Consider the following 17,008-nt stretch of genomic DNA (forward strand, 5'->3'; position numbering starts at 1 on the left):
TATCAACTAGCGTTACTAAGCACGCTTTACCAGTTTGACCTGCAACTGTATCTGCTTCCCAATGACCAATCTCAGTTCGTTCATTAGCGCTATCTGGTCGTTCATGAATCGTATTGGAGATAGGGATCTTTCCTCTTCTCTCTACGTGATTTTTAGAATGGCGTGTTTTACCTCTGTGTCTTAATTTACGGATAGCGCCTCGATTACCGGTTGATAAACCAGGCTCATCGAAGTCGCCACGATAAATTGCACGATAGATAGTATTATAACTGATTTTATTTTTGGAATTTTCAAAGTTCAAACGACCAGAAATTTGTTCTGGAGACCATTGTTCGTTGAGAAATAGTCGTTTGACCAACTGGAAAATAGAGTCTTTATCTAGCGTGCGATGTCTGCCACATAGTTGTTTTCTACGTTTATACTCTCCATGAGCAGTTGACGGTGAATAACTGCCATCCTTGTTTGAATTACGATGTAATTCTCTTGAGATAGTCGATTTAGAACGGTCCAGGGTCTCGGATATATGCCCGATAGTTTCGCCTTGTTCATACATTAGGAATATTGTTTCTCGCTCATTCATGGTAAGATGTGTGTATGGATTCATAGCTTTCTCCTTCTAATAGTTGGTTGGTACATCTATTTTATAGGAAAACTATGGATCTTTTTTTATTTTATTATTGTTGTTGCACTTAAATTGTAAATTCGTCATATATAATGGAAGGAATAGAAAAAGCCAAGGAAATTCCGGAGAACTCTCTTGGCTAAATATAGTCAGCTATTATCCATTTGCTAATTTCTCTCTGGATTTAGATGAGATAAATTCAATAACTAAAATCAATATTATTAATCCAATTAAAATCGAACCAACTTCACTCCATCGATATGAGTTCATTGCGAATATTAATGGCGCTCCAATACCCCCGGCTCCTACTAAACCTAAAACTGTTGCATCTCTTAAATTCATATCAAAACGATATATAGTTGTAGATAAGAAGTTTGTAAAGAGTTGAGGAATAACTCCATATCTAATCTTCTCAAACGTATTACATCCAGCAGCCTCCATTGCTTCTAGAATTCCATCATCTATTTCTTCTATAGTATCTAAGTATAATTTCGAAACCATACCTATAGATGTAATTGACATTGTTAATACTCCTGCATAAGCTCCTGGTCCCGTAACCCTAATAAACATCAGACCATATACAAAGGATGGTATTGTTCGAATAACTACGAGCAATGTACGTGTAATAAAGGAGAGGACTGGTCCGACTATACTTTGTGACATTAAAAATGCTACAGGTATCGCTAGTACTGATCCAAATATTGTTCCTAAAAATGCAATACATATTGTTTCAAATAATAAATATGGTACCCCCTCATCAGAGAATTCAAATAGAAATTCTAAATCTGGAGATAGGATTCCTGTTATAATATTTCCAGCAATGGTTGAGCCTCGACTATCAATTCCATTGAATTGTACGCCTGTTACTGACCATATTAGAAACGCTAGTAAAATAGCGAATATTGTAATGTAGTATACTCGTCGATTAGGTTCACGCTCAAGTTGTTTGTTAATCATATTATTCATTTCTTGTGCCTCCTCCTAAGTCAATTTCTGACGGCAGTATTCACTGATCTGTTCGATTATGAATACAACGACCATTAATATTAGTAGTATCATCCCGGCATTTGCATAATCTCGCCATCCTAATTCTTGATTTAAGATTAAACCTATTCCACCTGCCCCTACATATCCTAAGATTGCGGCGTATCGAATGTTACCCTCGAACGCAAAAAGTGATACGGATAAGTACGTTGGCATAATCTGAGGAACTACTGCATATCGGAATGCTTCTACTTTGGATAATCCCATAGATTCCATGGCTTCAAAGGGTCCCATATCAATATTTTCGATATTCTCATACATTAGTTTACCAATATAGGAAAACGTAAAGATGAATATTGCTATAGTACCTGCAGTCGTTCCAATTCCAAAGATAAATGTTGCGATTGAAGCTGTAATCAATGTTGGTAATGTCCGCGTAATTGATAAGAATAGTTTAAAAAAGCCAGTAACCCAACGACTTTGAATTAGATTTGACGAAGATAACATAGCAATAGGTATAGCTACGAGAGCACCTAACACCGATCCAAGTAATGACATTTGAATAGTGTCAATCATGGGTCTCCATATATTGTTTGCATAGCTCCAATTTGGTGGAATCATTTGTCCCAAAATAACAAAGAATTGTTCCCCACGTTCAGCTAAGACTGATAATTCGGTCTCAGTTACTTTAGTTGAAATATATGTAAATATTAATAATAACAAAATAATTAATGGGGTTCTTGACGCTCTTTGATGGATTTTTTTACCGTTAGATAATACTATTTCTTTGGGTTTAAAAACACGATCATATAATTTCATTTCCACAATAAATCCCCCTCTATACTGGTGATACTGAAGATTCAACAACTTCAATAGGTTGATTTTGGTAGATTTTGTTTAATACTTCTTGATCAACGTCACTAGATGGACCATCATAAACGATTTCCCCTTTTGCAATTCCAATAATACGATCTGCATACTCTAACGCTAAATCAACATGATGAATATTAATTAATACTGAAATATCCATTTCTTTATTAATGCGTTTAAAATCATCCATAACAACTTTAGCTGTGACTGGGTCCAAAGAAGCGACAGGTTCATCAGCTAATATAATAGAAGGATTTTGCGCTAACGTTCTTGCAAGAGCTACACGTTGTTGTTGACCTCCTGATAATTGGTCTACACGCGTATATGCTTTATCCAAGATTCCTACTTTATCTAAAGCTTCCAATCCTCGTATTTTATCCTCTTTTGTAAAACTACCCGTTAATTTACGCCAAAATGATAACTCTGGCACACTCGATACTAATACGTTGTTTAATACACTAATTCGAGTGACTAAATTAAATGATTGGAAAATCATTCCAATTTTTCGACGGAAACGTCTTAATTCTTTTGAGCCTAGGGCAGTTACATCTTCATTATCAACAGTCAGTGTTCCATCTGAAATACTGTGCATGCGATTAATGCAACGGATTAATGTTGATTTCCCTGCTCCGGATAGACCAATAATCGCAACAAACTCACCTTGTTCGATGGTTAAATTCACATCTTTTAACGCGGTTACGCCATTAGGATATTTTTTACTTACATTTTCAAATTTTATCATTTCTTACAAACCTCTCTTCAAGCAAATAAAGGCCAGGATTTATCCTAGCCTTCAAATATTTATTATAATATTAGTTATTAGTTAGATTGTTCACGTAAAATTTCTTGTGCTTGACGCTCTACATCGTAGTCCGCACTCTCAGCAACTTCATATCCTTCGTGAGCGTAAATTGCGATAATCTCTTTACCTTCTTCAGTCTCAGAAATATTAATGAATGCTTCTTGTAAAGCAGATTTAAGTTCATCAGACATGTTATCTGAATTGTTACTTACTGAAATTGTATCATTATAGATACCTGGCGTAACTCCAATAACATCAGTATCTGTCCAGATATCATTTTCGCCACCTAATTCAGATTGCCATTGATCAACGTAGTCACGACGACCATCAGCAAATACTGTTAAGATATCTACTTGACCAGAAGCTAGACGTGCAAATGAGTTTAAGTAAGAGTCAGCTTGCACAACGTTTTCTAAATCGCTTAAGTTTTGTTGGTAGTTATCTTGTAACCAAATTGTTGGATAAATGTAGCCTGCTGAAGAAGATGGACTCATAACAGACCAATTAGCTGAATTTAAGTCTTCAAATGATAACTCTTCACCATTATTAACTTTATCTGCTAATTCACGACCTTTTTCTGAAGGTCCAGCAATCATAATAGCACGGTAATACGTTACTTGTTCGTCCGTTGCTTCAGTTGGTTCGTTCGCATTCCAATCAGCTGGATCGTCTGAATCATTACTTAAACCAGCACGTGTAGAAGTTAAAATAACTTCTGCGCCATCATCATATAAAACATATGTTCCACCTGGAATAAATCCGATATCAATAGTCCCTGCTGATAAACCTTCTCCAACTGCTTCATATGAAGTACCTACAGAGATATCTACTGAACCTACTTCATAACCAAGAGTAGCTAATTCGTCAATTAATAATTGCTCTAATGGTTCTGTTGCTGTTACGATTTCTTCCGGATCACGTGATGGTACAAATCCGATTGATAACTCATCAATTTGAGTTGTTTCTTGCCCAGCTACAGCTGGCATCGCTACTGAAGCAAGTGTTGTCACAGATGCTAAAGTTAAAGCAGCTTTTTTTATCCAATTTCTTAACATAAGATAATTCCTCCCTTTTTTTATAACATTAATATTATATACCATTCGATAATCAACCGCTATTGATTTTATGTAAATTTTGTGTAAATTCACACGTATTGGATTGTTAACTTTTTGGGATTATTGAAGCAAATTGATTAATATCAATTATTCTAAACAAAAATACCGCTACAAACAGCACAATTGCTTGTAGCGGTATTATTTAATTTCTAGGTTAACCTAGTCGTTAATTTATCTGTGTATTATTCAGCAGAAACTGATACGTCTTTCAAGCTTACGTTACCTAAAGCATCTGGCTCTAAGTTTTGTACGTGGTCTTGGATAACATAGTTACTTGTGTAGTAGTATACTGGGATTACTGGCATTTCTTCCATGAAAATCGCTTCAGCATCTAATAACATTTGAGTACGAGTAGCTGGATCTTCTTCAGAAGCTGACTCATCAATTAAGTTTTTGTACTCTTCATTTTCCCAACCAGTATCGTTATTACCAGTATCGGCAGTACGGTACATGTCTAAGAATGAAATAGCGTCGTTGTAGTCAGCAATCCATCCCATACGTCCTACTTGGTAATCAAGAACGTTTAGACGGTCTAAGTACACTTGCCATTCTGTTGAGTCAATCTCAGCGTTAATTCCTAAGTTTGTAGCCCAGCCAGATTGGATAAATTGAGCAATTGTTGAGTGAGCTTCACTGTCGTTAATTGAGATGTTAACAGTAATTTCACTAGGATCTGAAATTCCTAATTCTTCCATAGCTAATGCTAAGTATTCATTAGCTTCGTCGAATGCTGCATCTTGCATGTAGCCACGGTCTTCTTCGAATCCTTCGATTGTTGGAGGTACAACACCTAATGCAGGTAATTGTCCACCTTTAATTACGTTATCAATTAAACCTTGACGGTCAATTGCTAATGATAATGCTTTACGTAAGTTAACGTTTTGCATTAATTCATCTGTCGTATTTAATTTGTACCAGTAGATTGCTGCGTAAGGAACTGTGTTTAGTTCTTCATTAGCACGGTACATGTCGATTGAGTCTAGAGAAACTGTTCCGTAAGGAGTACCTAAGTAATCTAAGTTACCAGCTTGGAATTCAGCGTTAGCTGTTGATTCTTGCTCGATAATTTGGATGTTAACTGTTTCTAAAGCAACGTTATCAGCGTCCCAATATTCAGCGTTTTTAGCTAATACTAAGTCACTATTGTGGTTCCATGTATCTAAGTTGAACGCACCGTTAGTTACATATGTTTCACCAGCTTCAGCAGCCCAACCAGTAGAGTCGGCTTCAACTGTTGCTTGATGAACTGACATGTAAGTGTAGAATGAAGTTAATTCTAAGAAGTATGGTGTAGGGTTGTTTAATGTTACTTCTAATGTGTAGTCATCTACAGCAGTAACTCCTACAGCGTCTTCTTCGCCTTCACCTGAGTTAAATTCTTCAGCACCAGCAATTGGGTAAAGAATAGAAGCATATTGAGATGCAGTTTCAGGGTTTAAAGCTCGTTTCCATGAAAACTCGAAATCATTTGCAGTAACTGGGTCTCCATTTGACCAAGTTGAATCTTGTCGTAAAGTGAATGTCCAAGTAAGGCCATCTTCACTCTCTTCCCATGATTCAGCAATACCTGGTTCAATTTCACCATGGTTATTGTGTGTTAATCCTTCAAAAACGTTACGGATGATTGATCCTGATGTCGAATCTGTTGCTAAAGCAGGGTCTAATGTAGGTGGTTCTGCTCCTAGGGATAAGTTAAGTGTTGCAGCATCTTGCGCAGATGCAGTTGTTTGTGCTAACGGCGCTACACTTAATAAAAATAAACTAACTAATGTAAGTACTCGTAAGAACTTTTTCATTAATGTTCCTCCTTTTAATTTATATCTAATAATATACAGTATATATGAGAGTTTAACAAGGGGCTTTGTCATTTTTTTTTAATTATTAAGCGTTTTAATGGCTGATATACTCATGTTTTAAGCTTTAAGCAATTATATAATTTTTATATAAGTAAGCTTCTAATTTTATCAATATGCTCCTGTACTTTCTCAGGAGCAGGTCCACCATCCACTTGTCGGCGATTAACACAAGCTGTTAAATCGATCGCATCATAAGTATCTTCTTCGAATAAAGCATGCTCTTCTTTATACTCTGCCAGACTCAAAGTTTCTAAGGTTTGATTTGTTTCTTCACAGTACTGAATAATATTACCTGTTACTTGGTAGGCGTCACGAAACGGTAATCCTTTCGCTGTTAAGTAGTCTGCACAATCCGTTGCATTAATGAAACCCGTACTTGCTGCTTTGTACATTACTTCCTTATTAGCAATCGTTTCGTCAATCATTGAAGGGAGTAATGAGAGCATCATCTTCACAGTATCAATCGCATCGAATAAACGCTCCTTCTCCTCTTGAATATCTTTATTGTATGCTAAAGGTATGCCTTTCATGACAGTTAACACGCCCATTAAATCACCGAAAACACGGCCGGATTTCCCTCTAAATAGTTCATGAATATCCGCATTTTTCTTCTGCGGCATAATAGATGAGCCAGTTGAGAAAGTATCTTTTAAAGACAGAAACTTAAACTCTTGTGAGGTCCAAATAATCACTTCTTCGCTATATCGACTTAAGTGCATGCTTAATATAGAGAATGCCGATAATAATTCCAAACTATAATCTCGGTCCGACACTGCGTCTAAACTATTATTTGAATAATTGCTAAACCCTAACAATTCAGTTGTATATGCACGGTCTAGAGGAAAAGTCGTCGTTGCTAAGGCACCAGCACCTAAAGGCATCGTCTCTTTAATCCGTTTGGCAGCATCTTTAATTCGTCCATAATCTCGGTAGAACATCTCAACGTAAGCCATTAGATAATGACCATAGGTTATCGGTTGTGCCCGTTGTAAGTGTGTGTAACTTGGCATAATCGTCTCAAGATGCTCTTGTGCTTCATCAATGAAGGCAAGTATCACTTTTTCTAAGGCTTCTATAAGCCACTCAACTTCATCTAAGGCATATATTTTCATCGCTGTAGCTACTTGATCGTTACGGCTTCTGCCTGTATGTATTTTCTTTCCGATATCACCTAATCTTCGTGTTAATTCTGCTTCGATAAAGCTATGAATGTCCTCTTCATTTAAATCAATTTGAAGTGTCTGATTTGCGTATTCTTCGCGCATTGATGATAGTTCCGCTACTAATTGCTTAGCCTCATCCGATTCTATGATGTGTTGTTTGCCTAACATCTGGGCATGTGCCATACTTCCCCGTAAATCTGCATCAAATAATCGGATATCGATTAAAATTGATTGATTAAACTCGTAAGCTGAATTTGACATTTCCTGATGATATTCATTACTCCAAAGTGCCATATATCCTCTTCCTTTTTTTGAATAAAACTTATAGAAGTCCTAGTTTCTTTTGAATCTTAGTTGGTAACGTAATCACATTAATATATCCTTGGGCATCATGGTGATCGAATAAATCATCTTCACCAAAGCCTGATACCTCTTCATCAAATAGAGCAAATTCACTCTTTAAGCCGAGTGGTAACATATTGCCTTTGTATAATTTCAATTTAACATCACCGGTAACAGTCTTTTGTGTATGATTCATAAAGGCTAATATCGAATCACTTGCCATTGAATACCACTGTCCATTGTAGATTAATTCAGCGAATTCAACGGCCAAGTGTTGCTTTAATTTAATCGTTTCTTTTGTTAGTGTTAAGCTTTCTAGACGCTCATGGGCCCCCATTAATAGAGTCGCTCCTGGTGTCTCATAAATCCCTCTGGATTTCATTCCAATCGTTCTGTCTTCAATCCAATCAAGGACACCAATACCGTGTTTTCCTGCAATCACATTTAAAGTTTCTAAGACTTCGTGAGCTTTCAATTCTTTGCCATTGACTGCCGTTGCTTTCCCTTGTTCAAAGGTAATTTCAACAATTTCAGCTTCATCCGGTGTATTTTCTAAGGCGTTCGCTATATTAAGAATGCTTGAGTAATCGACCGCATTCTTAGGACTTTCGATGTCTCCACCTTCGTGGCTAATATGCATTAAGTTTTCATCTTCAGAATAAATCTTCTCAATTGTTGAAGTCACTGGCACACCTTTTAATTCAGCATATTTAAGTGCATCTTCACGAGATTTAATATCCCAAATACGCCAAGGTGCAACAATCTTCATCTCTGGATCGAAAGCTGCGATTCCAGTTTCAAAACGAACTTGGTCGTTCCCTTTACCCGTACAGCCATGACAAATTGCAGTAGCGCCTTCTTTATGAGCCACAGCGACCAATTCTTTGGCAATTAATGGACGTGCCAGCGCAGTACCTAATAAGTAAGTCCCTTGGTATTTCAAGTTACTTGAGATTGCCGGATAAATATATTCTTCTGCTAAAACATCTGCTACATGCGGATTGTAGAACTTACTTGCTCCTGAAGCGATGGCTTTTTTCTCTACTGCTTCCCAATCTTCTTTTTGCCCCACATCAACACACACCGCAATGATATCCGCATCATAATTCTCCTTTAACCATGGAATAGTAATCGACGTGTCCAATCCACCTGAATAGGCTAATACAATTTTATCTTTACACATATTCATTCTCCTTTTAATTTCATGTTTGTTAATTGTTTACCATATTCTATTGCGACGGTAAGTAACATCTTTAAACCTACTGTTAATGCACTTTCATCAATATTAAATTTTGGATGATGAAGAGGGTATTGCGTTTCCTTCGTATGGTTATGACTTCCAATCATTGCAAAGGTAGCTGGTATGACTTGGCTATAGGCTGAAAAGTCCTCACCGAACATATCAGGCTTTCTTTCAATGACATTGACGTCTAAAGAATTTCTGACAATATCCTGTAAGAGTGTGGTCTTGACATCATCATTATGCACTGATCGAGCACCTACTTCGTAACTAAACTTATAACCCACACCATAGGCTCCACAGATTCCTTCTAATATTTGTTTCATGCTGTCTTCAATGTGTTTTGGAACATCTGCATCAAAGGTTCTAATATTCCCTCCAAACTCTAAAGTATCGGGAATGATATTTAATGAAATACTATTTCCTGCTTTAATATATGTGTTTGATACAACGGCTGATTGTTGCGCATCAATATGTTGTGATGGAATCTCATTAAATGCTTGAATGAGTTTACTCGCAATGTTGATAGGATTAATTGCTTTAGACGGCGTTGATGCATGTCCGCCTAGCCCATATATAATCACTTTATATCCATCTGAGTTGGTTGTAACAGGACCTTTTTTTATATCAACCGTACCGACCTCAAGTTCAGGTGAGACGTGTTGACCATAAATATAATCCAAGTTATCTAAAACTCCCGTTGCCATAATTTGACTTGCACCACCAGGTGGTAATTCTTCTGCGTGTTGGAAGATACAGTAAATCTCACCCGCTAACCTATCATAGTGATCATCTAACCACTGACATGCTGTCATTAACATAGCTGTGTGGCCATCATGACCACACGCATGCATCACACCATTATTCGTTGAGCAATAATCTAAATCTGTTAATTCTTCTTGTATAGGGAGGGCATCGATGTCTGCTCGTAAACCAATACGACTCCCAGGCTTCTTCGATTTAAAAACGCCAATGACACTTGTTTGAGTGGGTTTAATAATCTCAACATGATCTAATGATTGAAGAAAGCTTTCAATGTATTCGACCGTCTTAAATTCGTTGAATGAGGTTTCAGGATGTTGGTGTAAGTACTGTCTACGTTCAAGTAAATCATCAGTGTATTGTTCTAAATTATTAAAATATTCAAGTGTCATCTTTATCTCTCCTATTACTGTTCTTGAGCTTTACTTGCTTTATCAATATTATCTTCAAAAACTTTATCTAAGTCGCCATTTTCTTTTGCTTCTGTAATTACTTTATCTACGACTTCAAGTAACTCTGAATTGCCTTTTGTCATTGCTACTGACGTTCCTAGCAACTCATTATTAATTTCAATACCTTCAACGACTGAAACAACATCGCCATAATTCGTTAAGTATTGTTGCAGCGTTAAATCTGACATGAAGATGGCATCTACCTTTTTGGCTTTTAGCCCCTCAATTAAATCTCCATTTTTACCCATAGATACTAGTTCTATTTCTGGCATATTCTCTTTTAAGAAAATTTCTTGCGTTGAAGTTAACAAAGCACCCACTCGTTTACCATTAAAATCTTCTAAGGATTTAAAATTATCCACTTGATCACTTGCAACTGCAAACTGACTCACAGGCTCATAATATGAAACTGAAAAATCTACGACTTTAGCACGCTCTTCTGTGTTCGACATACCAGAAATAATTAAGTCAATTTTATTTGTATTCAATGTCGGGATCAATGAATCGAAAGCCCGGTTATCAATGACTAACTCGACTCCGATCTCATCGGCAATCATTTGGGCAAGTGAGGCATCAATGCCGACTACAACAGCCTCCCCGTCCACAACTTCCACCCATTCAAACGGAGGATACTCAGCATTCATTCCAACAACTAACTGACCTTTTTCTTTGATTTCAGCTAACGTCGCTGCCTTAATATTTACCGCAGAAGTTAAAAACATCCCTACAACAAAAGCTAAAATTATTTTACTTATTTTTTTCATTTTGATTTGCTCCTATGTTTTTTATTAATTAATAAATCTTTGACTAAGCATTGATGGTATTAAAAAAACCCCGTCTCTATCGCTGTACAAATACAACGATAGAGACGGGGTTTATTCCGCGGCACCACTCTAGTTAACTCCCCTATACGGCCATATAGGGTTTATTCACTCTTTTTGTTAACGCTCAGACAGCGAAGTTAGCTATACATTCACTAACTTGTCTCATAAGTGCGGTTCGACTACTCTCAGATAAATAGGCTTCCACTCTGTCCTATCTCGCTGTTACCTTGAAGTAATTTACTCTCTTATTCTTTGACTTATTTATTAACTTGAAATTATTCTATCAGCTTGCAAAGTGAAAGTCAACAGTTAAATTAAAATAAAATTAGAATTATCTAAATAAACAGTCAATTCTTTAATTATATTCATATTTAATCCACAAAAAACACAAGCATCAAAATGATGCCTGTGTTTAGAAACTTGATTAAATCGTTGTCTTTTGTCCTACCCATCTATCTACATCTGTCTTAGCAGCATATACATAGTGTTCTGGTCCAACTTCATGCGTAGCTAATTCCTCTTCAAGAACTTCTTCATGAGAATAAGCGACACGTTGACGCTTACTTTCACTAATTGGATCAGGTTTTGGTACGGCTGAAAGCAATGATTTTGTATAAGGATGCACAGGATTGTTATAAATCTCATCAGCATAACCTAATTCAACGATTTTACCACGATACATAACGGCAATACGATCTGAGATATATTTAACCATTGATAAATCATGGGCAATGAATAAGTAAGTTAATCCTTGTTCACGTTGGAATTGCTTCATCAAATTAACAACTTGTGCTTGAATCGAAACATCAAGCGCTGAAATTGGCTCGTCAGCAATAATGAATTTAGGCTCTAAAGCTAGAGCACGGGCAATCCCGATACGCTGTCTTTGTCCACCTGAGAATTCATGTGCATAACGTCCTGCATGTTCAGAGTTCAATCCTACCGATGTTAACAATTCAGAGATACGGTCTAAACGTTCTTGGCTGTCTTTATATAGTCCATGAATATCGAAACCTTCACTAATAATTTCTCCAACCGTCATACGCGGGTTTAAAGACGCATACGGATCTTGGAAAATCATTTGAATATTTGTTACTAACTCTTTCGCTTCATCGTGAGATTTATCTCCACTAATGAGTTTACCATCGTAATAGATTTCTCCATCAGTAATATTGTATAAACCAATAATTGAACGACCCGTTGTCGACTTACCACTTCCTGATTCACCAACAAGACCTAATACTTCACCTTCATAGATATCGAAAGAAATGCCGTCTACTGCTTTAACTGGATTCTTTTTCTTACCAAAATATTGTTTTAAGTTTTTAACTTCTAGTAATTTTTTTCTCTCCATCAATTATGCATCTCCTTTCGTTTGTGATGTGTAACGATCGATACGATTTTGAATAATCTCTGGAACCGGAATATGTGGTGCATCTTCATGCATTAACCAAGACTTAACATAATGTTCGTCATTCACTTTAAATAATGGTGGTTCTTGTTCATAATCAATCGCTAAAGCAAAACGATTACGTGGTGCAAATGCATCCCCTTTTGGTGGGTCAATTAAGTTTGGCGGTGCTCCTGGAATTGTATATAAATCCTCTTCATTATTACTATCTAAGTCCGGCATCGAACCAAGTAAGCCCCATGTATATGGGTGTTTTGGATTATAGTAAATTTCATTGGCAGAACCATATTCAACGATTTGACCTGCATACATTACAGCCACTTTATCCGCAACGTTCGCAACTACCCCTAAGTCATGGGTAATAAAGATGATTGCTGTATCTGTTGTTTGTTGAATTTCTTTCATTAATTCTAAGATTTGAGCTTGAATTGTTACGTCTAAGGCAGTTGTCGGCTCATCTGCAATAAGTAATTTAGGCTCAGCTGCCAAAGCAATCGCTATAACAACCCGTTGTCTCATACCACCTGAGAACTCATGTGGGTATTGTTCAAAGCGTTCTTCAGGATACGGAATTCCAACTAATGTTAGTAATTCAATCGCGCGTTTTTTCGCTTCAGCTTTGCTAATATCTTTACGGTGAATATTAAATACTTCTGTAATTTGATGTCCAATTTTGATTGTTGGATTTAAAGCTGTCATTGGATCTTGGAAAATCATCGCGATATCATTCCCGCGAATTTGAGCAACTTCGTCTTCACTTAATTCTAAAATATTCTTACCATCAAATATAATTTCTCCTTGATCATATATTCCTGGTGGCTGTGGTACTAAACGCATAATTGCGTTACTTGTCACACTTTTACCTGATCCAGATTCACCAACAATGGCTAAAGTTTCACCTTTTTTCAGTTCAAAATTAACCCCACGAACCGCGTGTACTTTACCAGCATACGTTTTGAAAGAGATATGCAAATCTTTAACTTCTAATAAATTTTCTGTCATTTATATCACCTTACTTCCGTAATTTAGGGTCAAGCGCATCACGTAAACCATCACCAACAGCATTAAATCCAAAGATAGTAATTGAAATTAATAATGCAGGGAATAATAGTCTCCATGGTGCTGTTAGGATTGCTTCGTTACCTTCTGAAGCCATAGTTCCCCAACTTGCTAAAGGTGGTGTTACACCTAGCCCAATATAACTTAAGAAAGCCTCGCTAAAAATTGCAGCAGGAATTTGTAACGTCATTGTTACAATAATTGATCCCATTGCGTTAGGTATTAAGTGTCGGCGGATTAAGTGAGCTGCTGATGCACCAAGTGTTCTAGATGCTAGAACATACTCTTGAGCTTTCAATGACATCACTTCTGCACGAACAATACGAGCCATACGAATCCAACCAGTTATCGACAATGCGATAATCATTGGTACTAAACCTTGTTGTAATACAACTAGTAATAAAATAATGACTAATAGTTGTGGAACAGAGTTTAAGATATCACAGATACGCATCATAATGTTATCAACACGACCTCCGATTAATCCAGAAACACTTCCGTAAACAACCCCTACAACTAAGTTAATAATCGCAGCAGAAATACCAATGAGTAGGGAAATTCTTGCCCCTACCCATGAACGTACGAATACGTCACGTCCAAGATTATCTGTTCCAAACCAAAATTCTGCTGTCGGCGGAGAGTTATACACTCCTGTTTGCTCAGCATAATCATACGGTGATAAGATTGGTACAAATATAGCCATAATTGCGATAATAGCTAAAATTACTATACCTACAATTGCGAGTTTGTTACGAATAAAGGCACGCATAACTTCGCCCCAGAAAGAGATCGACTTCTCACTTAAGACGTCCGTATCTTCTTCGCGTCCACCAACGATTTCAAAATTCTTTTGTGAAAGCACTTGTTCTTCAGTCATAATTAGTTGTCATCTCCTTCCAATTGAATACGCGGATCTAAGAATACGTATAAAACATCAACGATTAATACAGCGATTAATAATACAATCGCAAAGAATACCGTAATTCCCATAATTAGAGTATAATCACGGTTATTAATACTTTGGACGAAGTGACGTCCTAAACCAGGTATTGCGAAGATATTTTCAATAACAAAACTACCTGTCAATATACCGGCAGTTAATGGTCCTAAATATGTTACGACGGGTAGCAAGGCATTTTTCAATGAGTGTTTAAAAACTATTCCCCATTTTTTTAACCCTTTAGCTTTTGCTAATTTCACGTACTCGGATGTGTTTTGTTCTAATAAACTCGACCGGGTCAACTTAGCTATGTTCCCCATATACCCTAACCCAAGTGCGAGTGATGGTAATATGACATGCATGTTAGATTTCCAACCACTGATTGGGAACCAACCTAATTGAAGTCCTAACTGATATTGCATGAGTCCAGCTAGAACGAATGATGGAATTGAAATTCCTAATACGGCAACGATTGTCGCAATATAATCACCTGCTTTATTGTGATACATTGCCGAAAGAACGCCTAATAATACACCAAAGCCAATCGCAAATAACAGTGAAGATGCTCCCAGTGTCACAGATACAGGGAAACTTTCTGCGATCATATCATTCGTTGAGCGTCCTCGATATTTCATCGATTCTCCAAAATCGAGTGTTGCAACATTTTTTACATAATTAAAGTATTGCTCATACCATGGATCATTTAGTCCGTAGGCTTCATTCAATTGCTCTTGAATTTGTGGTGTAACCTCTTGCTGTTCAGCTGCAAAAGGGTTACCTGGTGCTAAACGCATTAGAAAAAAAGTAACAGTTACAATGACAAATAATGACAATAGACTGTGTCCAACGCGTTTCAAGATATACTTTGCCACGATTTTTTTCCTCCTTATTAATTACATCATAATTTATGATGGGATATTATATCGAAATTCTTGTGATCGAATTTCGATTAGAATCATATTACAAACTGAGTGATATTAAAAATCATATTCACAATTTAGTTCATAACGATAAATAAAACCACCACCAGAGTGCAACTTACACGGGGGTGATATATTCATTTATACATTATATCAGAAACCATTAAGAATAAAAATCTAATATGAGCATAAAATTAAGTTAATATATGATATTATTATCATAATTTCATTTTCATAAATATTGCTTATATGCACTAAAAAGAAAAGCCTCTACAGAGTGACAAACTTTGTCATTGTAGAGGCTAATTATATATTATGCTAATTATTCATTAGAACTTCCGTCAACTTCATAAATATCTGCAACTTCTCCATCAACTAAATGTAACATTGGTGCTGGTTTAACGGCGTTATGTTCTTCATCAATATAAAACTCCCCAGTAACTCCACCCGTGAAGGTTTCCATATTTTCGATAGCATCTCTCACTGCTGTTCGGTCAGTAGATCCTGCATCTTCGATTGCTTGAAATAATAATTTTGCTCCATCATATCCAAGTGCTCCGAAAGTGTCTGGCGTTTTCCCAAATTTTGCTTCATAAGCTTCTACGAATGCTTTACCTGCTTTTTCTTCAGTTCCTGTGTAAAAGTTTGACGTAAAGTAAACATCTGTTGCATTGCTTGCACCTGCTAACTCTACATAGGCATCACTTGCAAATCCGTGTCCACTTAAGATCGGTTGAGTTAGACCCATCTCTCTAGCTTGTTTAGTAATTAAGCCTCCTTCAGTATAAAAGGCTGGTAAATAAATAACATCGAATTCAGTCGCCATTAAAGTCGTTAGGACAGCTGAGAAATCTGTATCACCACTCGTATAAGATTCTTCCAATACAACTTCATTACCTAACGCTTCCCATTCTTTAATGAATGGTTCTGCTTGTCCTACAGAGTAATCATTTGACTGGTCTACTAGGACAACTGCTTTTTGTGCACCTAGTTCATCCGTTGCAAATCGAGCGGTAGCATTCGCCTGGTAAGTGTATGAGAACGCAAGACGGAATACCCAATCTAATACGTTCCCGTTCTGATCCATTGTTAAATCATCTGCTGTTGCTGCTGGAATGACCGCTGGAACTTCAGATTGTTCTGCCACGGGATTTTGTGCTAATACTAAATCTGTTGCACCCGGTCCAATTAGAGCTACTGCCCCTTCTTCAACCAAGCGAGTCGCAACTGAAGCTGTTTCGGTCTTATCTGATTTATTGTCATAATGAATGATTTCTACTTCAAGGCCATCTAAAAGCCCACCTTCATTGTTTACTTCTTCAACAGCTAATTGTAAAGCTTCGTACATTGCTTGCCCATAAGATGCTGAGTAACCAGATGTTTCCATGTTAGCTCCAATTTTTACTGTCTCATTTTCTTCTTGTGCTAAGGCTAATAAGTTTGATGATGAGGCAAATAAAGTGACACCGGCTAAAAGACTTAAACCTAATTTTTTGAAATTCATAATATTCCTCCTGTATTCCTGAATAATTCATACCTCTATAATTTAAGCTGGTTTCTTGAATAAATTAATCGTTCTTGGAAAAATTGGGAATTTTTCTACAAAATAGTGCGTTCTCGAAGTAGATTTTAACTAAATGAACCTT

Annotated in this window: 15 protein-coding genes; all 15 read right to left on the bottom strand. The window is 36.7% G+C overall.

Annotated features, from left to right (window positions below; translation table 11 throughout):
* On the bottom strand, positions 1-604 hold a 604-nt coding region (locus ACEN33_RS09425; RefSeq protein WP_407094938.1), incomplete at its 3' end, for an IS30 family transposase.
* 174 nt (positions 605-778) lie between these two features.
* On the bottom strand, positions 779-1,588 hold the full coding sequence (phnE, locus tag ACEN33_RS09430; RefSeq protein WP_197103583.1) for a phosphonate ABC transporter, permease protein PhnE: 810 nt from the start codon (positions 1,586-1,588) through the stop codon (positions 779-781).
* 15 nt (positions 1,589-1,603) lie between these two features.
* Positions 1,604-2,425 (bottom strand): phosphonate ABC transporter, permease protein PhnE, encoded by an 822-nt coding sequence (phnE, locus tag ACEN33_RS09435; RefSeq protein WP_407094945.1) that lies wholly within the window; start codon positions 2,423-2,425, stop codon positions 1,604-1,606.
* A gap of 19 nt (positions 2,426-2,444) precedes the next feature.
* On the bottom strand, positions 2,445-3,218 hold the full coding sequence (gene phnC, locus ACEN33_RS09440; protein ID WP_218931666.1) for a phosphonate ABC transporter ATP-binding protein: 774 nt from the start codon (positions 3,216-3,218) through the stop codon (positions 2,445-2,447).
* A gap of 77 nt (positions 3,219-3,295) precedes the next feature.
* On the bottom strand, positions 3,296-4,333 hold the full coding sequence (locus tag ACEN33_RS09445) for a phosphate/phosphite/phosphonate ABC transporter substrate-binding protein (protein WP_407094939.1): 1,038 nt from the start codon (positions 4,331-4,333) through the stop codon (positions 3,296-3,298).
* Positions 4,334-4,575: 242 nt separating this feature from the next.
* Positions 4,576-6,189 (bottom strand): peptide ABC transporter substrate-binding protein, encoded by a 1,614-nt coding sequence (locus tag ACEN33_RS09450; protein WP_407094940.1) that lies wholly within the window; start codon positions 6,187-6,189, stop codon positions 4,576-4,578.
* A gap of 143 nt (positions 6,190-6,332) precedes the next feature.
* Positions 6,333-7,706, bottom strand: a complete 1,374-nt coding sequence (gene argH / locus ACEN33_RS09455) for an argininosuccinate lyase (protein WP_407094941.1) — start codon at positions 7,704-7,706, stop codon at positions 6,333-6,335.
* A gap of 28 nt (positions 7,707-7,734) precedes the next feature.
* Positions 7,735-8,937, bottom strand: a complete 1,203-nt coding sequence (locus ACEN33_RS09460; protein ID WP_407093886.1) for an argininosuccinate synthase — start codon at positions 8,935-8,937, stop codon at positions 7,735-7,737.
* Between the two features lie 2 nt (positions 8,938-8,939).
* Entirely contained in the window at positions 8,940-10,148 is a 1,209-nt protein-coding gene (locus ACEN33_RS09465) for a M20 family metallopeptidase (protein ID WP_407093885.1), read from the bottom strand.
* A 14-nt stretch (positions 10,149-10,162) separates the two neighbouring features.
* Positions 10,163-10,972 carry a transporter substrate-binding domain-containing protein gene (locus ACEN33_RS09470; protein ID WP_407093884.1) on the bottom strand — a complete coding sequence of 270 codons (810 nt, stop codon included), beginning with the start codon at positions 10,970-10,972 and terminating at the stop codon, positions 10,163-10,165.
* Positions 10,973-11,456: 484 nt separating this feature from the next.
* Entirely contained in the window at positions 11,457-12,386 is a 930-nt protein-coding gene (locus ACEN33_RS09475) for an ABC transporter ATP-binding protein (protein WP_407094946.1), read from the bottom strand.
* A 3-nt stretch (positions 12,387-12,389) separates the two neighbouring features.
* A complete protein-coding gene (locus tag ACEN33_RS09480; RefSeq protein WP_407094942.1) occupies positions 12,390-13,445 on the bottom strand; it encodes an ABC transporter ATP-binding protein in 1,056 nt (351 codons plus the stop codon).
* Between the two features lie 10 nt (positions 13,446-13,455).
* A complete protein-coding gene (locus ACEN33_RS09485; protein WP_407093882.1) occupies positions 13,456-14,379 on the bottom strand; it encodes an ABC transporter permease in 924 nt (307 codons plus the stop codon).
* A gap of 2 nt (positions 14,380-14,381) precedes the next feature.
* Positions 14,382-15,314, bottom strand: a complete 933-nt coding sequence (locus ACEN33_RS09490) for an ABC transporter permease (RefSeq protein ID WP_407093881.1) — start codon at positions 15,312-15,314, stop codon at positions 14,382-14,384.
* A gap of 370 nt (positions 15,315-15,684) precedes the next feature.
* Positions 15,685-16,866: an ABC transporter substrate-binding protein gene (locus tag ACEN33_RS09495; protein ID WP_407094944.1), complete on the bottom strand. Its 1,182-nt coding sequence runs from the start codon at positions 16,864-16,866 to the stop codon at positions 15,685-15,687.
* Between the last annotated feature and the right edge of the window lie 142 nt (positions 16,867-17,008).

The sequence above is a fragment of the Ruoffia sp. FAM 24228 genome, from assembly GCF_045528575.1.
Taxonomy (GTDB): domain Bacteria; phylum Bacillota; class Bacilli; order Lactobacillales; family Aerococcaceae; genus Ruoffia; species Ruoffia halotolerans.